We start from the raw sequence: 25,073 nt of genomic DNA on the forward strand, positions 1-25,073 counted from the left end.
CTATTTTATATTTTTGCTAAAACTTCTAATTTTTTAAAAACAATAACTTTATACATAGCACTAACTGGGACTTTATTATTTTCAATTAACAAATATGTTCTTGTTGCCTTTGTAACTCTACTCAAATTGGAAATATATGATTTATGTGTGCGTTGGAAATTTTCAGATAATAAGGTGTTGATATTAATAAGTGTTTCGGAAATCAAGTACATTCTTGAATCCGTAAAAATTTTCAAATAATTTCCAAAACTTTGAATATACAGAATTGATTTAAATGGAATATTAACAGGCATACCATCATGTTTTATTTGAAGTTCATCATTGCCACTATTTTTTTTAGGTTGTGTTATTTTTGAAGCCGAAACTTTGTTAATTGCTTTTAAAAAGCGTTCAATTTTTATAGGTTTCAATAAATAATCTACAACACCATAATTATAACTTTCTAACGCATATTCAGAATATGCTGTAGTCAAAATAACTTTAGGCGGTTTTATCATAGACCGCAATATTTCCATGCCATTAAGTTCTGGCATTTCTATATCAAGAAAAATGAGATCAAGGTCATTTTGCTGAATGAAATTGATAAAATCAAGCGGGTTTCCTGTACTTAGTACGATGTCTAAATTGTCAATTTTAGAGCAATATTCTTCTAACACTTTACGTGCTAGTATTTCGTCATCTATAATACCAACTTTAATCATTAACTGTTTTTTTTAATATCGAAACTGCTAAATCAATAGATAAATTTACATGATATTTTTCTTCCTTATCATCAATTTCTAATACGTGAGAATTAGGATATAAAAGATTTAAACGTCTTCTCACATTTTCGAGACCCAGTCCTGTTCTTTTTAATGAAGAAACTTTGTGAGGCTTTGAATTATCAATACAAAAATGAAGCGTAGAGTTTTTTATCGAGGCAGAAATATCAATGGTACTCTGTTCATTCGTACTTTGGGCACCATGTTTAACAGCATTTTCGACAAAAGGGATGAGCAACATCGGAGAAATCCTTAAGCCCGACACGTCTCCGTCAATTAAAAATTCAATAGTACAACGTTTACTCAATCTTTTTTCTTCAAGTAATAAATAATTTTCTATAAACTCAAGCTCTTCTTTTAATAAAACGGTCTCTTTTTTAGAACTTTCTAGTTGATACCTCAATAATTCTGAGAGCTGCATAACAAGATCAGGAGTTTCTAATGATTGTTTCCGTGAAAGCGAATAAATACTATTTAAAGAATTAAATAAAAAATGTGGATTTACCTGTGCTTTTAAATAATTAAGTTCCATTTCTTTTTGTAATTTTTCCTTCTCGTCAGTTTCTCTTCTGAATAGTATATTTCTTCTTAAAAAAAAGACAGCCATTCCGGCTCCAGTAGTATAAATTAGAAAAAATATCATTTTATAAACACCATACCAGCCATCCTTCACATATCCTTTCAAATAGGCCCCAATAAATACACTCCCAATAAGAAGTATTGTATATAAAAAATAACGTCTCTTATCAAAAAAAGATGGAATGAAAATAAAATGATTAATCCATATAATCCCCATAATGGCAATTGTATAATTAAGGCTATGTAAGAAAAAAGAATAATTAGTATCAAATCTATCCTTAAATGCCCACATACTTAATATCTCAAGTATAAGTACTAATAAAAAGGCGCCTATATTTATTAGGATTGTATTTTTTAATGACCTGTTAAGCATAAATTCAAAATAATAATCGGTTAAATATACCATCTATGCACAGAAATCATCCTAATTATTATACAAAAGCGGGATATCAATGATGAAATGGTTTTATCATTTAATTATTGGGTTCATCCTATTAATGGATTTAGACATTGAATATACTATACATTTATTCAATATTTAAGTAAAAGAATAAACAATGAGAAATTACAACTTTATTATATTAATACTTGTATTTACACTATTTTTCAATTCATGCAATACTAAAAAACAGAAAGTAAACGAAGCTGATTTTCCTCGTTTAACAGAGCAGAGTGAACCAGCAGTTACCTTAGGCGAAATATCTTCACTTCAGTCAAAAGTGTTAAACAAAACTATTCCACTATCAATCCATTTACCCGAGAACTATGATAGTTCTAAGAAAACCTATCCCGTGATGTATATGTTGGGTTCAGATTACCGAGCTCGGTTCGCCATGTTAGCTTCTACACTAGACTACATGGGCGAGGGACAAATTCCTGAGATGATACTCATAGGAATAGATCTACCCGAAGGAAATAGTATTTTGTTGCCAACAAGGAAAAATAAAGACACAACAATTCCGGATAATTATATTAACTTTTTTGAGACAGAGCTGATGCCGCACGTTGATAATAACTATCGGACGGCTCCGTTCAAAGTGCTTTATGGCGGTTCTAACAGTGGTTTTTTCACTGTTTACACGCTGCTCAACAACCCCCTTCTGTTTAATGGCTACTTCGCAAGCAGCCCATCAATTATGCACATACCGGCAGTGCTTCAACAAAAAATAAAAACTGGTCCGTTAAAAACGCTTTCGGAAAACAGATCTCTACACATCATTTATAGCGATGAAGAGGGGTTAACAAATCACGTTTCTGAATTCTCTCGTGTTGTAGCGGATCATAAACCAGAGAGTTTTACCTATAAAGTAGATGAATTGGTGAACCAGGGTCATGTACCAGCGATGGATTTCACACAATTCCTTCTTGCGTTATATCCTGACTTCAATCCCTTCAATCCCGGTGAAAACCTGGAATCATTGGATACAGTGACACAACATTTCGATAGGTTATCAAAACGATACGGGTATGAAATCAAGACACCAATATCGGTCATATTTAACCTTGGTTTTCACACGATACTAAGTAAGGATTTAATTGCCGCAGAAGAAATCTTTCAATATTCCATAGAAGTGTATCCTGAAGGGAAGGAATCTTATCTCGGAATGGGTCTTGTACGAAGAGCTCAAGGTCAGCTTGAAAGTGCTAAGGTCATGATCGAAAAAGCACTGATAATTGATCCAGATTTTTCACTTGCTAAAAGGTGGCTACAAAGACTCTAGAAATGAAACTTGGCTTTATTCATCAAAGAGCTATGAGGTGGATTTATGAAATTAAAAAAATAAATAGGCCAATTGGCTTGATCACAAATCAATTCGCTAGGAAAAACAGAAAACATGAAAATTACTAAATTATTAATACTAACATTGATTATATCGCTACAGACTGTCTTTGCCCAACAAAGTAGTGTGATAAAGAACATACAAAATGTAGAAGGGGCTTCATTGGTATTACCGCAGATTCAAATAGTCCCCATAAAAGATTCTAAGACTGCAAAAAACTACGAACTCTATATAGAGTTGCCCGAAGATTATGCAGAGAATACGAACAAAACGTATCCTGTTCTTTATTATACCGATGCTATGTGGCATCTCGAAATGCTATCTGGCTCTGCAGAATTCATGCTAGAAAATGTTATTCTAGTCGGAATTTCCTGGCAGAAGGACGTTGCAGAAGATTTAAGGCAACAATATGGAGCTCACGCCAGCCGATTTACCGATTATTCATTCTGGAAAAAAACCAACCCTAATCATCCTAAACTCAAATTTGGCCAAGCCGAAAATCACTTGGCATTTATTCGCAACGAAGTTATTCAATATGTAGATAACAACTATCGTACCGATCCAGACAGTCGTTCCTATTTCGGGTATTCACTAAGCGGTGCATTCGGTGCTTATATAGTATTAACTCAACCCGATACTTTTGATAATTACATTCTTGGTAGTCCATTAAACAAAGGCCTAATCCCTTACCTTTCTGAGATTAATACCAAATTGGGACCGATCGAGTCCAATAAGAACAATCCATTGCACGTCAACGTATATATCGCCTATGGTACATTAGAAAAAGAAAAGGACGAACCTATAGACGAATATTTAGAATTGCTGAAGAATAGAAAGAATTTAAGTTTATCTGTGCAAAATAAAACAATGGAAGGCGATCATGGAACCGCTTTCCCCAGGGTTGCTGTAGAAAGTGTCGCTTGGTTGTCATCCTTGATGAGTCATGTTTCAACAAATAGGAACGAGGTCTCATTCTGGTCGATTCCACATCTTAATAACCCATATATCAGTCCAACACCAGAAGACAGAAAAGATGGAATATCAGTGGATACTTTATCGGTAAATAGCAATGACCAAAAGGCAATCCTCAACCTGTCAAAAGAAATTTTTGAAGGCAAACATGGAAGCTATGATGCTTTGCTCATTTCACATAAAAACAAATTAGTTTTTGAATCCTATTATAAAAAAGGACGTGTCAATTTACCACATGGACAGGCATCAGCAGTAAAAGCGTATACCAGTTTGGTTTTGGGTAGAGCAATCCAAATGGGCTACTTATCCATGGAAGATCTAAACAAACCTATGATTAGTTTTCTAAAAGATGTCGACCTTAAAAAATTTACCAAAGGTGCCGAAAAAATCACACTTCATAAGGCATTGACCATGCACGGAGGATTGACTATAGATAGCGATACATGGAAAGAAATTGAGAAAGATTCTGTTCGATTAAAAGGCCAAGGGCTGGTTCAGACACTTCTTGAGGAAAGCGGACCTATTACTCCAGAGTCTCAGACGTATTTGTATGGTAATTTTAATCCAATGTTAGTGATGACGGTCATCGACGCCGTTGTTCCAGGAACGGCGGAGAACTTTATTAAAACTGAGCTACTCGACAAACTCGGTATTACAAACTATAAATGGTCAACTCATATAAGTGGTTTGCCAGAAGCGGGGTGGCGTGCAAGTATCATGTCTCGAGACATGCTCAAATTGGGTAATTTGGTTCTCAATAAGGGTACATTAAACGGCGAGCAGCTTATTTCTGCAGAATATCTTGCTAAAGCCACCAGTGGCATTGTGAAACCTACTCAGGACTGGATGCCTAAAGACTATCGTTACGGCTATTTTTGGTATCAAACACTCGTAAAAGTAGGTGATAAAAGTTATGATACCGCATTTGCTTGGGGAGGCGGAGGACAACGTGTAATAGTGATAGAAGAGCTTGATTTGACCATTGTAATTTCTGGTCATGATGGTGAAGATGACAAAATAATGACTCAAATTTCTGAAATCATTATACCAGCGTTTGTTGAACAATAATCCCATAAAAACTTTTTTGAATGATCATAACCTGCCTGCCAGACGGCAACGGCAGGCAGGTATGTGAATTATAATCTACGGCAACATTTGGATAGGCTCAATGTGACAATTCTACATAAACTTCACGGCAAAATAGTGATAAACAGCAATCGCTGAGAATCGCGTATTTAAAAATTTCTGGGTTGTGGTGAGCGAAGCCGAACCATAGGAGGGAAGATTAATGTGTTTCAAATGAAAACATAGCTTTGATGTTAAAATTATACACTGTATATTTATGTTTTTAATTCAAATAATATGGAAAATAAATATGCAAATGGCTACGTTTTTATGGCTTCAAGTTTAGATGGATTTGTAGCGAGACAAGACAATTCTTTAGATTGGTTAATGAAGTATGGCGTAGATGAAAATGATAATAGTTTTGAGGAATTCACCAAAAATATAGATGTGTTAGTAATGGGAAGTGGCACATTTAAAACTGTACTTGGTTTTAAACAATGGCCTTATAAAATGCCTGTATATGTTTTGAGCGGAAGATTAACTCAAGATGATGTTCCAGAATCATTACAGGAACAAGTAAAGATTAAGGCTTTAAATCCTAAAGAGTTAATGCAACTTCTTTATGAGAAAGGTCTTAAAAAAGCTTATATAGATGGTGGTAAGTTAGTACAATCATTTATTAATGATGGTTTTATTAAAGAAATAACGCTCACACAAATTCCTATTCTAATTGGTAAAGGAAAGAGATTATTCGGAGAATTGGATAAGGATATTGATTTAGAATTAATTAATTCAAAACCTATGAAATTTGGCTTTATACAAAATCACTATCAAGTATTAAATAAATAGATATGACAAGTAAATCATTAGGTAGACCAACAAATGATGAATTGATATTGTCAAAAGATCATATTTTAAAAGTAGCGCTTAAAGTTCTTGATGAACAAGGAGAGATTGGGCTTTCATTTAGAAAATTAGCGAATGTGTTTGGAGTGACTGCAATGGCTTTAAAACATCACGTAGGTTCACGTCAAGATATTATAAAAAGCCTTGTAGAAGTTGTATATAAAAATGTAAACGAAATTACCATAACTGATGATTCTAAAGAAGTGATAAGAGCATTATTAGATAACTATTGTAAATGTGTTTTTAAGCATCCAAATGTATCAAGATTATTACTAATAGACCATTCTCTAATTAATAAAGAATTAATTGAACTTACTAATTCAATTAGAAAACATGCCATTTCATTAGTTAATGATGAAACTGAAGGTATTCTATTGGCAGATTTAATTGTGGATTACACACATGGTTTTGCATTAGCTGCAGCTTCACAAAATGAAAAAACGGATTTAGGAGTATTAACTATCAATGACTTTTATAAAGGTATCGATTGGATATTTGCAAGAGTTTAGAAAAAGACTATTTATGATTCAATTGAAAAATGAGAATCTAGAAAATAGTATATAGTTGTTAATTTTGGTTTCTTGTATCATAAAACTACTTTTTCATAATTACTCATCATAGGTTTCTATAATAATGATAAATAGTTATGACACATTAAATAGTGTATAGAGAGTAGGTTTTGAAATATTCTATTTTACATAATATAAATTATAGTACACGTAACGATATCCAGAAAGTCCGGTGGACTTTCGATATTGTTGGCGAGATGGCGCGCTGGATGGCATTGCAGGTATTTTATTATGTAAAAGCCAATTTGCGAAACGTTAAGCTCATTCGTAGCTATAATGTAATACTATGTAAAATATCCCAGGATAATTCTATTTCATAGTGTTCGTAGCTGCTGGGGTCATCATAATTTTTAAAAAACTATTGTTGAAACATTCTGCTCACATTTGTAGCTATAATTTGCCGTGGCGCCTGTTGTGTTACTAAACCCCTAAAATATGGACGCTTATTTCTCCTATTGTTTTACCAAAATTTTATGAGGCCAAGGCAAGCATCGAGATTCTGTTTTACATAATTATATACTATCAAAGTATTTGTATTTAGTTATTTATAACCTCGTTTAAAATCTTACCTACAATATCTCTATATGCAACACTTCTTGGTTTTGTATCTTCAGCACCCCATTCTTCAAGAGATAGTATTTTTTCCTCTCCATTTTTTTTATGGTATGGTAGAAATTGAAATTGACTTAAATCTGCACTATTAGTTTCTTTAAAGTTCTTCTCAAGTAATGCCCATGACCTCCATACACATTCTTTCACCAAAATACACATTATCTTTTTTGACGGATCATTAATTGCCATTTCTATACCTATTTTAACTTCATTGTCAATAATATAATCAGAGGCCATAAAATTTGCAGAAACCATATAAATAATCAAATCAGCCTCCTGCAATTTAGTTTGTATTTGCTCATCCCATTTCCCAGCTCTAATATCCTCACATGCCCATTCTGTAATAGTGTCATATCTCACTAATGGTGCTAAATGAACCCTTAATTCATCCTTGTAATCTACATCTTTTCGTGAATACGATATAAATACGTTCTTAACTTTGCTACTTCTATCTAGTAATGACATCTCCAATGAATTTAATTTTCGTTTAACTTTTGTTTGAATACATTCTCCATAAAACACACCTTCACTTATATTTATTTTTGTTCCTTTAATATCAAAAAAACAACTATTATCTGTTGAAAGACTTACATTCTGGTAATCACCTCTGTCACCGTTTATACTATCCTCTCCTCCATCAACAAAAAAGTCAAATAGTTCTTGAGAAAATTTTGTCAAAGAATTTCCATTTTCAATATGGAATATTACTTCCTGACTTTCTCTGTTAAAGTGCATCAAAACTTGTACATTATAATTCAGGTTCTTAAATATTAAACCATATTTCCAAATCGAACTTTCATCAATGGCTTCTTTACCATATTTTGAAATAAAATTGAATACCGCACCTTCATGTAAAAAATCTTCAAATCGAATACAAAATGTATATGGTAAAACATCCAATAGTGTATTTTTTAAAGCGGAATTGTTTTCAGGAAGAAATTGAGGAACTATAAATTTCTTAAAACTATCTGAGAATGGGCTTTGAAATATCAAACCGAATTTTGTCATTAGATTAATGAATAATTCAGCAGCCTCTTCTTTTAAAAGATCTTTTAGATCATTGTAGTCTACTACTCCATTATTATTTTGCATCTGTACTTTAGTAAGTACCTTATTGTAAATCCAATCTGAAAGTGATGGAGGATTTGAAAACACAAAGCTTTTTAATTCTTCAGATTCTCTAAAGTGTAAAATTCTTCCAGTGTATTCCAAATAGTTAAGTAAATAAGCAAATTCTTCATTTGAAAAACTTGAGGCATAGTTATCTTTAAACTCATTTATATCCCAATATATTTTTTCTGGGTTCGTCTCTTTATCAAGTTTTTTTCTAACCGAAACATTTTTCTTAGAAAGATCTTTGAATTTACTAGCATGTTCTTTAATTAAATGTTGGAATCTTTTAATGAAGTTATTTACTGTTGGTTCCCATTTTGATGATTTATTCAAAAATTCAGATATATCAATAGCAAATGTATTATGAAATGGGAGATCATAAAGATGTGCTTTTTCACTTTTTGGAAAAATAATTTCATCATTCTCATTTTCCCATACATTTTGAATCATTAACTGTGGACTACTATTACCGAACCTCTTAACAGTACCAAGCCAATATGGATAATTATCTTTTCCTATTGAATCACGCCAAAGAATTATGTTAATATCATAAGGTCGTAAGAATATTTTATGAGTCCCATGGTGGTACGATTGTCCTCCAAAATCCCATAAGAGTGCTGAATACCCAGAATTTCCAACTTTGTATTCAGTTGTTTTGGTTCCATGAGTTGAAACATGATCATGTACGAATAAATTGCCTAGTAGCACATTAAACAATTGAGTTTTACCAATTCTTTCCGTACCTATTATATTTACTTTGACATGTTTATTTTCTTCAAGGCCTCCTTCATCAATGCTAATCTTAAAACCAATTATTCCATTCAAATCATCAAAATCAGAGAGAGGTAATTTTAATTTTTGATTTCCACTCAACTTTAAAACAGAAAGTTTTCGCATTTTATTAACCGTTAACTCTTTAATATCCGAGATTTCATTATTCCTTAAATCAAGATGTCTTAAGTTGTGAAGATGTCTAATAGGGCTTAAATCAGAGATGTTATTTTTTGAAAGTATTAAGGTTGTTAATTGTGGTAAATCCCGAATGATTCCAATATTTGAAATTTCTGTATTACTTATATCCAATAACTTCAAATCACGAAATCGTCTTAAAAATCCTAATCCAGAGTTAATAGGGTTTATAATTTTAAGTGTCGTAATCTTATCATTATCATTAATATCGTATTCGCCAATTAAATCATTTTTTATTAACGATTTATGCATGTACTCTGAATCAATCTCATCTGTAAATGACAATTGTACTTTTACATCAAAATGTGGAATAAAAAGGATTTCATTAGCTTCTTTCATTTGTTCTATGGGTATACGAACAAAAGTTGAAAAATCTGTAGGAAGCCACCAGCGCCTTATTTTGCGATTATATGGCTTAATTTGTATTGCATTGTAATGAACGATGTATTTACGTTGGATCCATCCAATATTTGCTAGATCTTCAATTTCACACATTTCCCATTCAGAACTGAATGAACCGATGGTATTTACTGAATAGTTTGCATTACATAAATAAAAATAATCTCCTATTTGTGCATGTTTAAAGTCCTCAGCCTGTGTATACGGCCTTTTCCCTTTAGCTTTAGTATCTTTATGTATAACAGCTATCTTTCGTTGTTGAAAGTCTCTTACTTGTTCATAAGTGAATAAACTACCATGCGATAACTTGTGAATTGGGTTTTCTATATTGAATACAACATTTGAATCCTGAAATCCATTTTTATATTGGTTAATAGTTTCCCGAATAGGATTATCCTTTGATGAATTAGCAAGCTCCCTAATTCTTGATTGAGTGATATTAATTAAATATAATTGATCACGTCTTCCGAATAAAATCAAGATATCCGCTCCAGAAATATGGGATTTAATCTGTTCAAACCAAATTCGTTTATCACCCCTTGTATTTGATCTATATAATTGAGATTTTGTGATAAACACTTCATCTTCAAGAAGAAAATTTGTTGGAATTGACTCTTTAAAATCTGCACCGAATTTCTGCTTATCATAATCGTGCAGTTGCAAATACAAAAGTAAATCACGAATTGTTTGTGTAGCATCTAAAATACTTTTCTCTAATGCCGTTTGGGTAACTTCTATCTGTGCAAAAGGAATGTTAAGAGTCTTAAAATATTCTAGCTTAGACTGTTCAGATTTATTTAATTCTCTCATACATACAAATGTAAGAGTTTTGTTATAAGATTAGATTATAAATATTACTTGGAGGAAACAATAAATCCAAACTATTAGGCTTAATCTTAAATAAAGGTCCTTTTTCAACAACTCTACCTTTTGAGTTTCTTTTGATTAAATGGTCTAAAGTAATAATTCCTTGCTCCAATAAAATATCAAATTGTGATACAATAGGTTTTCTTGTATGCTCAACTTGTTTGTATTGAAAATATTCTTTTCCATCATCGTAAATTGTATCGGCGGCTACCCAGAATGTTTCTTTATGCTTTTCAAGTAGCCTTTGATGTAACTTATCCAATGTCCAAACTACAAAGTCCCCTACTCCTTTTTGATTGGAGTTTTCAATAAGTTGATTTATGTCTGGATCAACTTTTAAAGTTAAGCCTTGTGAATTAGTTGTTATTGCAGAAACAGTACAGTATAATTTAAAATCTTCTTCTCTCCAATAACCAAAAGCATTTAATATTTCTGCAGATCTTTTAAATTTACTTAATTTCCAATTTGGAACTTGTGCAAATAAATTTTTCCTATTGCCTTTATTGGCTCTGAATGATTTTAATTCTATTCCTTTATAGTCAGGAAGTTTAGAAGAATTAATATCAATCCCTAATGCCGTTTCTAATGTTCTTCCAACAGAAGTATCTGCATTTACCATTGATAATATTGGACCACCTTTAGCAAGATTGGTTAACATATTTAATAATTCTTTTGAAACTGCATTTTCAATAAAATTAATCTCTTCAATTAATTCCTTTATTGGGTTAATAATAGCAGAATCTATTAATTGCTCTATTGGCAACTGCGTTAAATTAAGAACGTGTAATTTACCTTCAAAAGCAATTAAAGCTAAAATATCATTGGGATTAGAATATTTAGTTAATCCACTAAACCATATTCTGGGATCTCCTTTTTTTGTTTTTGGTCTATATAATGAAGTTCTTGATTTATTAACTTTATCAGTTTCATAAATAAGAGCATCTATTATTATTTTATTTTCTGGTCCTTGTGCTTGTAAGTTATAATCGTGAAAATTATTCTTCCTTAAATAATTTCTAACTGTTCCAGTTGCATCCATAATAGACTTTTTAAGTCCATTTTCAGTAGGTTCAATTAAGGTTAAAGAGATTGAGTTTTCAGTTAAAACTTTAAGTTTTTCTTCTTCTGGGTTAGTTAGTAATCTCATTTAATATTTTTCAAGATTTCGTTTGCAACTGCTCTAGCTAAAAGTGGAGGAACGGCATTCCCAACTAAAGTATATTGAGGTAATTCTGTTTTCCTATTATTTCCACCAGTAGAACGTTTCCCTTGAAAAACAAATGAATCATCGAAAGATTGTAGCCTAGCCATTTCCCGTACTGTTAATGCTCTTGGAGAATTATAATGTATATAATCATCTGGGATTGTCATAACTGTTGGACTTTGACTCTCTGGCTTTAATACATTATAGTTTCTTTTTTTAGAAGACAACCCACATTTGTTTAATTCAGCTTGAGCATTTTTATAGTCACCTTCTTTTAAGATTATATCAAGTCGTTTAATTACATCATCTCCTTGATTACTTGTTTTGTGATTATGAAGTATGTCAAATACTTTTTCTCCATTATTTAAAGCTTCAGTACTCTTTACATAGAATGGTTTTTTTGCTTTTGTAAATCTGCCATTTAATCTTCCTTTTTTACTCCATTCAGCAAAAGTTTTTCCTTTTGTTTTTAATGGTTTTCCATCAATTGAACGATTCTTAAGGAGACTTTTCATCTTTTTGGCTGTTCCATTATATTGTTTGGAAATATCAACCAATTGATAATGATGAACCTCTTCGTTATTCCCTATAAAATCTAAATCATATAATGCTTCAAAAACAGAAACCTTTTCTTCTTCAGTAACGGTTGCAGGAATTTCAGATATGAATTTTTGGTCTTTTCTACATCCTATAAACAAAACACGTTCTCTATTTTGAGGAACTCCATAGTTAGATGAATTGGCAACAAAAGGTGCTTCAATTCTATAAAGTCTTATATCGTTTATGATTTCATCTAATTGAGTGCTTTGTTCCTTATTACAATATTCGCGAATGATTGTAATACAATCATCTATGTTTAAAACGTAAATTTTTAATGCTTGGATAATATCATTACAAGGTTTTTTAAAGTCTTTAGCAACGTTTAATCTACCAAATGCTTCTTCTATCTTATTTATAACCTCGTTTGAATCAATATCAGTAAGAAATTGAGTAAAAGAATCTACAAAATAATCATTGTCAATATTGCAGAAATCTTTTTCTCGTATAATATCTCGTTTTAATTTCTCCCATTCTTTATTTCTAACTAATAGATTGAATCCGTGTCTAATTGTGCTAATCCTTTCGTCAGTTTTACTCGTTTTATAATCTGCAATATCTGGAGTTAACTTTTTGAATTTAGAATCTATGGTTTTTATATAAGTCTCTTTTGCTTCTTCAGCTTTTATATCAGTAAACTGTTCAATTTCAATTCTTTTAATTAAACAATCTAAAAGAAAATCATTATCAATATTTGTCTTCTTTAATGATTTAATAAAAGAAGTTAAAGCTGGAATTTCTTTAATATCAACTATCGAATTGATTTCTTTAAGAATAAGTTCTTTTATTTTTCCTTTCTCTTTTGTTAAAATACCTTTAACATTCTCCATAATAAAATACTTCGGCTGAAGCACTTTAATTACCTCTAAATAATGAGAAAATAAGTCATCTTTTTTATCAAATTTCCTTCTTTTTCCTGCTAAACTAAAACTCTGGCAAGGTGGTCCACCACAAACAACATCAACTTTTTTACCTTTAGTTTTGGAAAGTAGATTGTCTAAAAAATCTGGTTCTGTAATATCTTGACATAAAAAGTCAGCATCTAAACCTAATTGATGGTTATATCTAACTACGTGAGTTAATTCGGAATTTTCATTGATATCATTTGCAACAAGAAAATCAAAGAATTTGTTATTATGTTCTGCTTGAATGAAGCCTTCACTAAATCCACCAGCTCCTGCAAATAAATCCACGAAAGTAAATGGCTTGCCATAAAGAGATATTTGTTCTCTAACTATATTAACATTATGGTCTTCCTTATATGCCTTAACAAAATCAGTAAGTTTTGATTTTATTTCTTTATTAGAGTAACTGTTCTTATATGTGTTATTGAACAATTCATCTGCTCTTTCTTTTAAGTAACCTAAATAATGATTTATTTCAGTAACTCTTTCTGCTTTTTCCTTGACAAGTTGAGTCTCTTTATCAAAGTCTTCCGGTTTAATTTTTTCACCAGTTGAGATTTTCACTTGTTCAGAATTACAATTAATTCTTAAATGAATTGGAGCAAATCCTTTTTTGTCAGATTTATCTAGATAGAAGTTTATAGTAGCCATAATTATATATTGCGGACGTTTTTACGGACACGGACAAATCTACGGACAGTTAATAAAATATCCAACTAAATATTGAAGTATTTGCAAATAATATCATTCCACACACATTCCACTACTCTCCTATCGTCGCTTCGTAAAAAGAGTGTTCTATTAAGTTTAGTAAAGAAACATTTGGGAATAAATTTTTTCAAGAAAAGTAGTAACAACTTTCGCTTTTAACCAAAGCTCAAGTTACATAACGCAGAACATTATAGTACAAATGTATATTGTAGCAAATTGGCGGTCCGCCGCGGCGGATTGATATAATTGCAGATATAACGACACCGTTAGGTGTTTTATGTCGTCAATATTTAGTGATACAATCTAAAATCAAGTAGTTCACAGGCTTTGTAATGTCTTTGATGCAACTCTTCTACAACATCTAGCATATTCTCATCTTCTTTAAATAAGTTAAAGAATGCTATATCAAGATTTGAGCTAGTTATTCCATTATATTCATTTCCATACCCAGAAACACCTTTTGCACCAGTGATATCCAAAAAATATTGTGCTTCTTCTTCGTTTAAATCTAGAACTTTTGCATTTGAAAAATGTAAAATCTTTCCTTTTAATCTTCCTTCAAAAATTTCTGCAATTTCTTGTAGACTATAATAATAGTCATTCAAACAAATACTATTTGCTTCACCTGTTATAACGAGGTAGATTATTTCATAGTTTTTAAAATTATGATCATCCGAGACCAATGCATTTAAACTAGCTTCTAAACCTTCAATGGTATCACACGTTTTATAAATACTAGCTACGCCATATTGCGAAGTCAATTTTTCTAATTTTTTTTGTGCTTCGGTAATCTTGTCCGTTTCTATATTGTGAACCGCTTCTAAACAATAAATGAAATAATCTATATCTACAAATTGTTCTTGGGATAATTGCTGTCTTTTCTCTAACAAATTTTAAGGATTTATGTAACGTATATAAATAGCAAAAATAATATAACTCTTTTATTCTTTTTAACCATTTCATCTAAAAACACCTAAAAACAATAAGCTATTTTAAAATTTTAAAACCACACATAGTATTTGAATTAATAAAAAAATACTAAACTAGAATATAATTATCAACTGCATAGGCATTGTTTTAGAGAAGTTCGTGTATCTTGTATAATAGTACACATGATAATATTTAAATATCCACCGGATAATTTCTTTTGTCACGTACAATACTTTGGAAACTGAATAAGAATTATTAGCCTCTTTATCTATTTTTTCATTGTGTCTATTAATTCTATAATTTTTAAAGACACAGGCTTTGAAGATTGAAAATTTTGTCCCGTAACTAAACGTCCATCTGTCTCTACAGTAAATTTTCCTCGTTCGGAAAATTTAAAATCACCTCCTCTTTCTTCAATTGTTTTTTTGATTAAAAAAGGAAATGTTTTAAAATACGGCGCATTTTTATTTTCATAATCATCAGGATAACCACTTACTCTTTTACCGTCAACTACATATTTTCCATCTTTTGTCTTTAAATTAACGATGCCCGCTGTACCGTGACAAACTGAAGATAAAATTCCGTTATATTTTTCGTAAATATCCATCGCTATAGTTTGAATTTCTTTATTTTCTGGAACCCCAAACATAGCAGCTCCACCACCAATATACTGAACAGCCTTATATTTTGAAGCATCAATTTCTGAAGGTGATTTTGTGTTCTTCAAAACATTCATAAACTGCGTGTCATATAGATATTTTTTACTCATCTCGTCTGATGTATTAATATAGGCTAATGGCACCGCACCTCCTTTTGGACTCACAAAATCGACAGTATAATTTGCTTTTTTGAAAACATCATATGCATTTATAATTTCAGAAAAACTATTCCCCGTAGGTATGTCTGTATTTGCATAATAATGAGCGTTAGAAACAACAAATAATACAGCATTCTTCTCTATTTCATCGACCCTTGTTGCTGTTTTACTAATAATCTTCCAATCATTTTTAAACTTTTTGAGCAAGAACAAATCAATATATACCCACGCTCTATTAGGACCAGCAATTTCAACTTTTGCCGTTGCTATATCTTTTGTAACGGTAACCTCTAAAATTTTAGCGTCTCTCCCATTGAACTTTCCCTTTTCAGCGGTTTTAAAAAAGTCAGCGTATTCACTTGGGGAATATCTTTTGAAATCTCCATTTCTGTTTGTTAGATATAATGTAGCATTGTCTGCAAAGGCACTTAGTAACATTTCTTTCTTATTATAAGAACTGCCTTCCATATACTTTTGAAGTGTTTTTACTACAGCAGGATTATGTGATCCTTCTCTGTATGTGAACGCATCGCTTATTGGATAAAAATCCTCTGTTATCATAGAAGTGTTTTTTCCGTTTTTTCGCTTTATTAAAAAAGAACCTCCCCAAACTACTTGAGGATACTCTATAACTTGCCCTATCATTTCGCCTAAAGATGGAATAGTGCTTTTAAATTTTTCTATAGCTTCATCTTTTGGTGCCCAACGGAATTCTACATTTTTATTTGTTGGTAAATCATTAGTAGTAGATTTAGCGACATAAACCTGCCTTACACTTAAAGAATTATTAAAGTCAAATTTATAAGTAAAAACACCTTTAAGGTTTGGTTTTGTAATGGATACTCCATATTTATTTGAGATACTATCGATAACTTCATTTATAGTGTGTCTTTTCTCATAAAATGCACCTATTGTTATCCAACCTATTGTTGCTTTTTTTAATAAAACATCTCCGTTATCATTAAGAATAACTAAATTAATAGCTGATGTATTCACATCTTCATTAGTTTTAGATTGCGCATTTATACATTGAATTGTAAGAAGCATTGCTACTACTAGGACATACTTTTTCATATTGACTGTTTTTAATCCGGATTATTATTAATATGCAGTAAATGTCTAAGGTTTAGACTCAACTTCCTACTTATATCACGATGTTGGCATACAAAATGGGCAGATTAAATATATTTTGGAGTATGTGCTAAATAAAAATTATCAAGGGATGTGTTGCGCTTTCGCGAAAGCATAACACATAAGCAATCTTATTTTTGCTTTGAAGAATTGCGATACTGTACAACGCATAACGCAAGTACATTATAGTACAAATGTATATTGTAGCAAATTGATGGATGCTTGCATTTTACATAGTTGCAGATATACGCTGCATTAGCCCAAAATAACATGCGACTCCTGTTATTATTGATTACAGAATAAATTAAAACAAAAAGCGATCCGAAGACCGCTTTTTTAATGATTTTGCTAATCTATACAAATAGCATTTCCCATACAAAGTGCAAAACACCTATCGCAAGAACTGATCGTTCCGTCCCAACCATCATTACCGCCTTCAGAACAGCTGCAATATGCAAGACCACTACTGATTTGTGCTTTACCGCCAACAATTTGTTTTTGCTTTGTTTTGTTTAGAACAGCTCCTAAATTTGAAAGATTTTTTAACATGATTAAAAGTTTTAAGTTTATATGCTAGCTGTTACTAATTCAGGGAATTTGTTACCCAACAAAAAACAAAACTTTATTATTTATACAAAAAACCTACTCATAATCCTTCCACCAAGTTTCTTTCAGTTTATCATTATCATCTAAATAGATGGATTCCCCGATTCTGGGTGTTATCATATTCATGTTTAATTCTTTAGCTGTTTTACTAACACGCTCTATGGGATCTTTCCAGGTATGCATTGCTAACTTAAAACCTCCCCAATGAATTGGCATAATTGTTTTTGCTTTTACGTCTAATCCTGCTTGTACAGTTTCTTCCGGAAACATATGTATATCTGGCCACATTTCATTGTATTGCCCGCATTCTATCATTGCAAAATCAAAAGGTCCATATTTTTCGCCTATTTCCTTAAAATGTTCGGCATATCCGCTATCTCCACTAAAAAAGATGTTTTCATTATTAGATTGTATAATCCATGAACTCCACAGTGTTTTTGTTCTATCCGTAAGGCCTCTGCCAGAAAAATGTTGTGCGGGTGTGCATATAAAATTTAATCCTTCGAATGTAGTTTCTTGCCACCAATCCAATTCTATAATTCTGTCTTTTTCGACACCCCATTTTTGTAAATGAACCCCTACTCCTAGCGGTGTATAGAACATCTTTACCTTGTCTTTTAATTTTTTAATAGAACCATAATCCAAATGATCATAATGGTCATGTGAAATCAGTACTGCATCTATTCTAGGCATTTTTTCAATTTCAATAGGTAATTCCTTACTAAAACGTTTACCTCCTAATATAGGATGCGGCGCTGGAACGTCACCAAGCATAGGATCTATCAATATCGTTTTGTTATTTATCTGAACTAAAAATGAAGAATGCCCAAACCAAATAAGACGTGTATTCCCTTTGAATTCTGCAATATTTAAAGAATCTATTTCTTTTACGGGTAAATCACCTTCAGGAGCTGTATTGGGTTGAGATTTCAAAAAGCCTACAAGACTTTTCCCCATATCCCCAAAACTCATATCTAATTGAACTTCATTGGTATTCACAAACTTTCCATCTTTATAGTTTATAGAAGATCCATACCTAACTTTTTCTTTATTAGTGGCTTTTCCTCCAAACTCAGGGCTTATATTGATAAACAAGACCACTATTAGTAGCACTATTCCTATAAGAATTCCGATACCTATAATCATTCGTTTTATATATTTAAAAATTTTACTTTTCATTATGTTATGTAGCATGCGTTTATTTTGTTTTTCTCAAGAGGTACTATTTCATAATCGAATAAATATTCTTTTTTAAGTCAAAAAAAATTCAACTTTTTATAGCATTCCAAGCAAATGAAAACATTACATCTGTATCTTCTTCATTCAATTTTATCTTTTTAGTGATAATGAGATTAACAGTTTCTAACAAAATAGCCCCTATAATAGATGCTAAGATTTCATTATTTATATCCCTAATTAACCCTTCCTTCTTCCCTAATTCGAAAAGATCTATTCCTAATCGGTTTTTTGTTTCTTTTATAACTGCAGGAATCTTGTCGTAGTACGGAGATTTCTTTACTTGCGTGATGAAATGCATCTCCTTACTATGATTGATACTAAAGTGAATCCAGTACAACCACATGGTTTTCATTTTCAGTTTAAAAGGTAAATCTTCGGTAATATCCTTAACACTATTCTTGGTTTGACGTGCTATTAGTTCCGTAGCGATTGATACTATTAAATCTTCTTTACTCTCATAATAGACATAAAGTGTAGAAACAGAAATACCTACTCTTTTAGCAAGTGTGGACATCTTAACACCTGCAAAACCCTTATCGAAAACAATATCCAAAGTGTTCTCTATGATGGCTAACCGTTTTGTTTCGTCTTTTACTCGCACTTTGCAAATATATAATTATAAATCGAATATTTATTCGATTATATGCTTTTAGGAAATATTTATGATTTAAATGAATATTTAGAAAATTGATGTTTTATTTAATCAGGATATAATAATAGTCGTTCCGTTCTATGAAATGTTATTTTGTTCACGAATGCTTTTGGCGGAATTACTGTTGCTTCAAAAACCACCTCATTAGTTATCATATCTACTTCTATCGATTTACCTACGGGTCGTGCTCCATCTACGATATTACCTGGAGAAAATAACATATGGTTTTCGGCTTCCAGATAATCTACGTCAGAGACTATTCGTGAATACGTATCTGTACCTCGCTCCTTGCCATATTGCCATACTTGCTGGATTGTACGATTTTCTGTATTAATCTTATAGGATACTGCACGACTATAGGTATTTATTTCTGAGAAATTTCTATTAAAGCCATTATCGAAAAGAATAATATTCCCATCAGGCATTACTTTGGTAGCATGCTGATACCAGTTCCATTCAAAATCAAGATGATTTTCATCACCATTTAAAACCGCATGACTAGTAATTGGAACTCCAGTAGCATCCAATGGCTGTAATAAAAATTGCGTAAGGTCTATTCCATTTCCTGCAGTGCTCCAACCTTTATGCGCACCCATAATCCAAACCACTTCATTATCAGCAGTAAGTTTAACAACTCCTTGTGTTCGTCCGGATATAATGATACTGTCATCAAATGGGTCATAACTCACACCATTTACGTGAATCCAATCAATCGCATTATCTGTTAATGTTGTTCTTTGATTATCCAAAGATTGGTTGAGATTCCACTCATTTATCACCTCTTTACTGTTTCTATCAATTTCTATGATATAATCCTCTATAGTGCTTTCTCCATATTTATCTACAGAAACCAAGAAATTTCCATTTGGTTTTTCGAATACTTCATGATGAAATCTATAGCCTGGCATATCCCAGGTATTCACAATAGTACCAAAAAGGTCTACTTCATATATCGCATCAGGTTCTCTATTAGCAAAATAGAAGTTACCATTAGCAAGACGATGCGGCCCGTTATCATAATGTAAGTTATTTAAATCCGGATGATTTATATAATCTAAATACCAACGAATATCTCCGTAAGCATCGAACATAAATGGTCTAAATGGATGTACATTCTGACTATAACCATAATAGTTTACCATCGTCATTCCTTTGGCTATTAGATCTCGCTTAGCAGTTTCTATACTAATCATAGGCATATCCGCTATAAGAGGATTTGTGCTGATTATATAGGTTTTTATACCCAATTCTACTCCATCAGAGTTAAAAAAAGTGATTCTAACGCTGTTTTGAAAGTCAGCATAAAGTCCGTGAACAGGTATTTGCAAGGTCGTTCCTAATTCCGGAAAATCTTTTACAACATCAGAATCTTCACCATTTTTTCCTAGCACCCTAATACGCACGCGAACTATCTCGCTCGTTGTCAAAGAAATCATAGCAGAAAGCGGTGCGTATCCCGATGGATTTAGAGTTACTTCTTCCTCTATTACTATTCCAGAAGGTAGAGAATCTATAATTTCAGGGGTTATTACCGTTGTTTCATCTTCTTGACATGAAATAAAAATGAACATACATAGACAGACTAGTATTCCAATTCTTGGACGCAGACTAAAACTCATTTGTGTATAAAACTTAAGTTAGTTGAGTAACGAATTTATATAATTTATAAAGGAATGATCCTTTATTTATGGTAAAAACGAAAATTATTACACAGTATTATGTTGTAATATGTATTCTTCATTTTTACTGCTCAGCTAACTTTCATAGTCGTATTATTATTTTAAAAGAAATTTCAACTTATAAGATAGTATTATTCAGAGTGTTTAGTAAATATTTTAGTTTAATCATTTTTTAATAAAATATAGCTGTTAATTAAGAATGCTTTAAGATAGAATATTGTATCTTAAATGTTTTACTAACAGATGTTTAGCTATACCAAAATATTGCTGGTGTTTTTTACAACACTTGTGTTTTCAGCACGTAGTTGTGTTCGGGATACGAGTACTTCTTATGCAAAAAAAGATGTAACTTCTTCAGAAGAAAAACCACGCCCAGTTAATGCTGATAAAAGCACATTTGAGGAGAATTCTGAAATTACACGAGCAGTTCTCATTACTCATTGTGGTAGTTGTCACCAAAGCTCTCTCGATACCCATAAACCGGAAGCGATTAAGATTTTTGATCTTGATATGGCTGCCAACTGGCATACTTCATTGTCTGTAGAGAATCTACCGGGAATTGCTGACCGCATAAAAAATAAACCAGCAATTACTTCACAACAAAAAGAAGCAATCGATACCTTCTTAAAATTAAAGGAATGGCAATCGAAGCAATAAACCATTAAATTTAATAAAAACCTTACGAGAACAAGTAGAAATAAAATCAGTTCTATAAACGTATTATAGAACTGATTTAAAATAATTGAGATTGTAGGGCGACAAGCTCAATTGACAGGGGTATTTTACTGGTTTTATTTTTATCACGAACGAAAATTCATATTTCCTGTTATCCCAACCTTCTATGTATCAGGTAAAATCGAAGCCGAGCCTTGAGGAATTCATGAGATTATACTTATATTATCTACTCCCATTGCACCATATTGTTAAGGTCTTGCTTATCAAACCAATAACCTCTTAACATAACACCTTCCGGAGATTCTAAAACTTCTAGGTTTTCTAAAGGATTAGATGATAATAGTACCATATGCGCCTTATAGTCTTCTTGTATTTTGCCAGCGTAGTAATTGTTATCAATAAAGAGATTAATATACGCTCCTGCATTGGCAGTTCCTGCTTTTAATGCCTCGTATTTGCTTAATCCTGCTTTCGTCAAGTTCTTAATTTCATCAATTGCTGATTGACCTGGCGCCAATCCAGGAAACCCAGTATCAGTACCTACAAGAATCTTTACACCTGCCTTATGAAAATGTTTAACTATTGGAAAATACAATTTATACACTTTTTCTATATATCCTCTGCTATCTACATCTCTTGAACCGTACCAATCTTGTTTATATAACTTTAAAATTTTAGAGTGTAAACGCTTGGTTTCTGGCAACTGCAATATAGAATCCATAACCTCTGGTTTCCCCCAAGTCTGTTCTATTTTTTCATATGCAACCATATTTGCAGTTAACCAGATATTTTGTGCTGCTGCTTTCTTAGCAAAATCTATTATCTCTTTTTCATCAAATTCTGTGAACTGTGTATAGATAAACTCTTCTGTATGTGCCATAGATTTTTGCCCTATTCGTAGCGCATCATCTGCAGTTAAATTTCTAGGAATATGACCCATTGCGTGAACGCCTTCCCTCCTAGCTATTTTTATCATATGTTCAAACTGGGGTATCGTCATTTGTCCATATATTTTGATGAAATCGTATCCCTTTTCTTTATCTTCTATAATTCGTTCTTCAATTTTAGCTAAGGATACTTCTTTAAAATTTGGACGATTTAGTTCACGTACTACTCCTCCACGACCAGCAGTATATATATCAGGACCTAAGATTTTATTATTCTTGATATTCTCTCTTAATTTTAAAACTTTCTTGGAGCCACCAAGATTTAGTACGGTAGTTACACCACTATTAACATACGCTCGGATCCATTCTTCAGAACCTTTATGAGTTAAATGTACATGAGTGTCTGTTAAACCAGGAATTAAATACTTGGTATGATTACCATCAATTATTTTCGCTCCATCTGGTATCTGAATATCTGTACTGGCTCCAATTTCTATGATTTTATCATTTTTTATGAGAACAGTCTGAGACATTTTGGGAATCGAATCCTGCATTGTAAGTACATGTACATTTATAAAAGCTTTAATAGGTTCTTGTTCTTTTATGGTAAAATTTTGTGCATTGTTTGTACATCCCCATAAAAGACCAATTATCATGAGTGTGTATTTAATGTTATTCATTGTTTCTATATTTAATTAAAGAAATTACATATCTACTATAAATGGGTATCAATACTCACTTTTCTACTTCTATCATTTGCATTTTTAACCGATTCTAACATCTTGTCTAGTGTAGATCGATCTATAAGATTTCCATTAATAATTACCGATTGGATCTTTCTGGTATTATTAATATCTTGAAGAGGGTTATTATTTAACAATACCAAATCAGCATCAAAACCTACTTCTATTCTACCTGTATTATTTTGCATCCATTCCCCAGCATTTCGTGTTGCTGTTTGTAACACTTGTTCATTATTTAATCCTACGTTGCTTAGAGAGGTTAACTCATCGTGTAGTGAAAAACCTGGAACAGTACAAGCTCCATTAGAATCAGTTCCGGCGATTATGGTCACATTGTGTTTTAATAATGCTCTAGCCATAACATGTATTGCCTTCGCATATGCGTCCCAGAAAACTTTTACTTCTTTACTTCTTTCGGGATCGTTTTTGATCTCCAAATTTTCATAGGAATTATTACCTGGAAGCCATCCTTTTCCCATTCTAGAACCTTCTACTATGCCTGGGTTTACATATTCCAATTCTATTTCTTTAATAAAATTATCAAGATCAAATTTTTGTTTTGGAAAGCTTTCTATAATCCAAACAGTAGAAGAAATTACTATTTTATTTTCCTTTAGCTTTATGGCAATTGCATCAGCATTTTCATTGAGGTACTTTAAATAATCTTCAGTATTGTCAGTATACAAGCCTCCAAATTCCGTCATGGTACTTTTTGTAATCTCTTCTATATGCGCTAATTGTGTTTGTCCAGAATCATAAAAATCATCTAAACTAACGTCATATGTTAAATGTCCTACAGTTGGTATATTTTGTTTTTTCGCTTCTTTCACGATCGCATGATAAATTTCGGGGCTTAAAAAAGAACTCAATTTAATAGCGTCATAGCCTTGTTCTTTATACTTCGTAACCGCTTTCTGTGCTTTTTTGACAGTGGTATAATTATGTTGAGCTCCAAACCATTTCCTTATTTTTCGCATTAATCCTTTTCTACTTCCAACTTTTGTTGTTGCTACATATATTTTAGGACTAAGAGTTCCGCCTTCGGCTTCTTTTCTCCATGCTAAGTGTTGTTTCGTTCCAAACATTTCGGCAATGCCAGTAACTCCATTAGCAAGATATAGTAAAAGATCATTTTTACTTTTCTTCAAATGCGCATGGGTGTCTATAAGCCCTGGAATCAAGTATTTTCCTGTACCATCAATTACGGTATACTCATTAGAAATTACATTTCCTTCAGTAATAGATTGAATTTTTCCGTCCTTTATCAATACGGTTAAACTGTCTGTCATCTTGGAGCAATCTGCAGATAGTACATTGACATTCGTAATAGCTATTGGGTTGGATAGTGTTTTAAAAACTGAAGCGTCTACTATTTCTGTTTTTGCTCCGAGATGATGATTGATTTGTGATTTAACTCCGATACAGGAACCTATACTAATAACCATTACTATCAGCAATGTTCCGATTATCCATTTTTTGATTGATCTACGTTTCATTTGTTTTTTGATGAATTTTAAAGTGATTGTTAAAACGTACAAAAGAATAATAAATAGGATTATTTAGGGTCTCATTGCTTCTAAAGAGACAAAAAAGGGATGAAGTAAGGATTATTAGTGATGTTTGATATATATTATTTAGTACTACAATCCCTTTCTATTTAAAGAAGTTAATTGCGGTATTGATTAGTATAAACTTCTTTTACAG

The 25,073-nt window shown here is 31.9% G+C and carries 18 protein-coding genes; 5 read left to right on the forward strand and 13 right to left on the reverse strand.

Annotation, left to right across the window (positions count from 1 at the left end):
- Positions 1-5: 5 nt before the first annotated feature.
- Both Q0975_RS11240 and Q0975_RS11245 read right to left on the reverse strand, forming a co-directional pair.
- A complete protein-coding gene (locus tag Q0975_RS11240) occupies positions 6-701 on the reverse strand; it encodes a LytTR family DNA-binding domain-containing protein (protein WP_299436610.1) in 696 nt (231 codons plus the stop codon).
- Positions 694-1,746: a histidine kinase gene (locus Q0975_RS11245; RefSeq protein WP_299436613.1), complete on the reverse strand. Its 1,053-nt coding sequence runs from the start codon at positions 1,744-1,746 to the stop codon at positions 694-696. The genes Q0975_RS11240 and Q0975_RS11245 overlap by 8 nt, the downstream gene beginning before the upstream one ends.
- A gap of 151 nt (positions 1,747-1,897) precedes the next feature.
- On the opposite strand from Q0975_RS11245, the gene Q0975_RS11250 reads away from it, so the two are divergent.
- The 4 genes from Q0975_RS11250 (at position 1,898) to Q0975_RS11265 (ending at position 6,573) form a co-directional block, all read left to right on the forward strand.
- Positions 1,898-3,061: an alpha/beta hydrolase-fold protein gene (locus tag Q0975_RS11250; protein WP_299436616.1), complete on the forward strand. Its 1,164-nt coding sequence runs from the start codon at positions 1,898-1,900 to the stop codon at positions 3,059-3,061.
- Between the two features lie 114 nt (positions 3,062-3,175).
- Entirely contained in the window at positions 3,176-5,161 is a 1,986-nt protein-coding gene (locus tag Q0975_RS11255; protein WP_299436619.1) for a serine hydrolase, read from the forward strand.
- Positions 5,162-5,455: 294 nt separating this feature from the next.
- Positions 5,456-6,007 carry a dihydrofolate reductase family protein gene (locus Q0975_RS11260; RefSeq protein WP_299436622.1) on the forward strand — a complete coding sequence of 184 codons (552 nt, stop codon included), beginning with the start codon at positions 5,456-5,458 and terminating at the stop codon, positions 6,005-6,007.
- A gap of 2 nt (positions 6,008-6,009) precedes the next feature.
- Positions 6,010-6,573 (forward strand): TetR/AcrR family transcriptional regulator, encoded by a 564-nt coding sequence (locus tag Q0975_RS11265; protein ID WP_299436625.1) that lies wholly within the window; start codon positions 6,010-6,012, stop codon positions 6,571-6,573.
- Between the two features lie 597 nt (positions 6,574-7,170).
- On the opposite strand, the gene Q0975_RS11270 is transcribed toward Q0975_RS11265, so the two are convergent.
- From Q0975_RS11270 to Q0975_RS11310, 9 genes are all read right to left on the reverse strand, one after another.
- Entirely contained in the window at positions 7,171-10,536 is a 3,366-nt protein-coding gene (locus tag Q0975_RS11270) for a COR domain-containing protein (protein ID WP_299436628.1), read from the reverse strand.
- Positions 10,537-10,558: 22 nt separating this feature from the next.
- Positions 10,559-11,740, reverse strand: coding sequence for an MvaI/BcnI family restriction endonuclease (locus Q0975_RS11275; RefSeq protein ID WP_299436631.1), 1,182 nt, complete (start codon positions 11,738-11,740; stop codon positions 10,559-10,561).
- On the reverse strand, positions 11,737-13,950 hold the full coding sequence (locus Q0975_RS11280) for a DNA cytosine methyltransferase (protein ID WP_299436634.1): 2,214 nt from the start codon (positions 13,948-13,950) through the stop codon (positions 11,737-11,739). Before Q0975_RS11280 ends, Q0975_RS11275 begins: the two co-directional genes overlap by 4 nt.
- A gap of 350 nt (positions 13,951-14,300) precedes the next feature.
- Complete coding sequence (locus Q0975_RS11285) at positions 14,301-14,900, reverse strand: DUF6642 family protein (protein WP_299436637.1); 600 nt, start codon at positions 14,898-14,900, stop codon at positions 14,301-14,303.
- 308 nt (positions 14,901-15,208) lie between these two features.
- Positions 15,209-16,831: a nuclear transport factor 2 family protein gene (locus Q0975_RS11290; RefSeq protein ID WP_299436640.1), complete on the reverse strand. Its 1,623-nt coding sequence runs from the start codon at positions 16,829-16,831 to the stop codon at positions 15,209-15,211.
- 405 nt (positions 16,832-17,236) lie between these two features.
- Positions 17,237-17,437 (reverse strand): hypothetical protein, encoded by a 201-nt coding sequence (locus tag Q0975_RS11295; RefSeq protein WP_299436642.1) that lies wholly within the window; start codon positions 17,435-17,437, stop codon positions 17,237-17,239.
- A 93-nt stretch (positions 17,438-17,530) separates the two neighbouring features.
- Positions 17,531-18,673, reverse strand: a complete 1,143-nt coding sequence (locus Q0975_RS11300; protein ID WP_299436645.1) for an MBL fold metallo-hydrolase — start codon at positions 18,671-18,673, stop codon at positions 17,531-17,533.
- 88 nt (positions 18,674-18,761) lie between these two features.
- Entirely contained in the window at positions 18,762-19,334 is a 573-nt protein-coding gene (locus Q0975_RS11305) for a TetR/AcrR family transcriptional regulator (protein ID WP_299436648.1), read from the reverse strand.
- A gap of 98 nt (positions 19,335-19,432) precedes the next feature.
- Complete coding sequence (locus Q0975_RS11310) at positions 19,433-20,956, reverse strand: aryl-sulfate sulfotransferase (RefSeq protein WP_299436651.1); 1,524 nt, start codon at positions 20,954-20,956, stop codon at positions 19,433-19,435.
- Between the two features lie 351 nt (positions 20,957-21,307).
- On the opposite strand from Q0975_RS11310, the gene Q0975_RS11315 reads away from it, so the two are divergent.
- Positions 21,308-21,721, forward strand: a complete 414-nt coding sequence (locus tag Q0975_RS11315) for a hypothetical protein (protein WP_299436654.1) — start codon at positions 21,308-21,310, stop codon at positions 21,719-21,721.
- A 244-nt stretch (positions 21,722-21,965) separates the two neighbouring features.
- On the opposite strand, the gene Q0975_RS11320 is transcribed toward Q0975_RS11315, so the two are convergent.
- Together Q0975_RS11320 and Q0975_RS11325 are read right to left on the reverse strand one after the other, a co-directional pair.
- Positions 21,966-23,306: an amidohydrolase family protein gene (locus Q0975_RS11320; RefSeq protein ID WP_299436657.1), complete on the reverse strand. Its 1,341-nt coding sequence runs from the start codon at positions 23,304-23,306 to the stop codon at positions 21,966-21,968.
- A 35-nt stretch (positions 23,307-23,341) separates the two neighbouring features.
- A complete protein-coding gene (locus Q0975_RS11325; RefSeq protein WP_299436660.1) occupies positions 23,342-24,865 on the reverse strand; it encodes an amidohydrolase family protein in 1,524 nt (507 codons plus the stop codon).
- Positions 24,866-25,073: the final 208 nt, after the last annotated feature.

Source organism: uncultured Aquimarina sp. (genome assembly GCF_947500065.1).
Taxonomy (GTDB): Bacteria; Bacteroidota; Bacteroidia; order Flavobacteriales; family Flavobacteriaceae; genus Aquimarina.

What these genes read in the sequence shown, in the direction of transcription:
- Q0975_RS11240 (WP_299436610.1), bottom strand. Translation starts at nt 701, where the DNA reads ATGATTAAAGTTGGTATTATAGATGACGAAATACTAGCACGTAAAGTG.
- Q0975_RS11245 (WP_299436613.1), bottom strand. Translation starts at nt 1,746, where the DNA reads ATGGTATATTTAACCGATTATTATTTTGAATTTATGCTTAACAGGTCA.
- Q0975_RS11250 (WP_299436616.1), top strand. Translation starts at nt 1,898, where the DNA reads ATGAGAAATTACAACTTTATTATATTAATACTTGTATTTACACTATTT.
- Q0975_RS11255 (WP_299436619.1), top strand. Translation starts at nt 3,176, where the DNA reads ATGAAAATTACTAAATTATTAATACTAACATTGATTATATCGCTACAG.
- Q0975_RS11260 (WP_299436622.1), top strand. Translation starts at nt 5,456, where the DNA reads ATGGAAAATAAATATGCAAATGGCTACGTTTTTATGGCTTCAAGTTTA.
- Q0975_RS11265 (WP_299436625.1), top strand. Translation starts at nt 6,010, where the DNA reads ATGACAAGTAAATCATTAGGTAGACCAACAAATGATGAATTGATATTG.
- Q0975_RS11270 (WP_299436628.1), bottom strand. Translation starts at nt 10,536, where the DNA reads ATGAGAGAATTAAATAAATCTGAACAGTCTAAGCTAGAATATTTTAAG.
- Q0975_RS11275 (WP_299436631.1), bottom strand. Translation starts at nt 11,740, where the DNA reads ATGAGATTACTAACTAACCCAGAAGAAGAAAAACTTAAAGTTTTAACT.
- Q0975_RS11280 (WP_299436634.1), bottom strand. Translation starts at nt 13,950, where the DNA reads ATGGCTACTATAAACTTCTATCTAGATAAATCTGACAAAAAAGGATTT.
- Q0975_RS11290 (WP_299436640.1), bottom strand. Translation starts at nt 16,831, where the DNA reads ATGAAAAAGTATGTCCTAGTAGTAGCAATGCTTCTTACAATTCAATGT.
- Q0975_RS11295 (WP_299436642.1), bottom strand. Translation starts at nt 17,437, where the DNA reads ATGTTAAAAAATCTTTCAAATTTAGGAGCTGTTCTAAACAAAACAAAG.
- Q0975_RS11300 (WP_299436645.1), bottom strand. Translation starts at nt 18,673, where the DNA reads ATGAAAAGTAAAATTTTTAAATATATAAAACGAATGATTATAGGTATC.
- Q0975_RS11310 (WP_299436651.1), bottom strand. Translation starts at nt 20,956, where the DNA reads ATGTTCATTTTTATTTCATGTCAAGAAGATGAAACAACGGTAATAACC.
- Q0975_RS11315 (WP_299436654.1), top strand. Translation starts at nt 21,308, where the DNA reads ATGTTTAGCTATACCAAAATATTGCTGGTGTTTTTTACAACACTTGTG.
- Q0975_RS11320 (WP_299436657.1), bottom strand. Translation starts at nt 23,306, where the DNA reads ATGAATAACATTAAATACACACTCATGATAATTGGTCTTTTATGGGGA.
- Q0975_RS11325 (WP_299436660.1), bottom strand. Translation starts at nt 24,865, where the DNA reads ATGAAACGTAGATCAATCAAAAAATGGATAATCGGAACATTGCTGATA.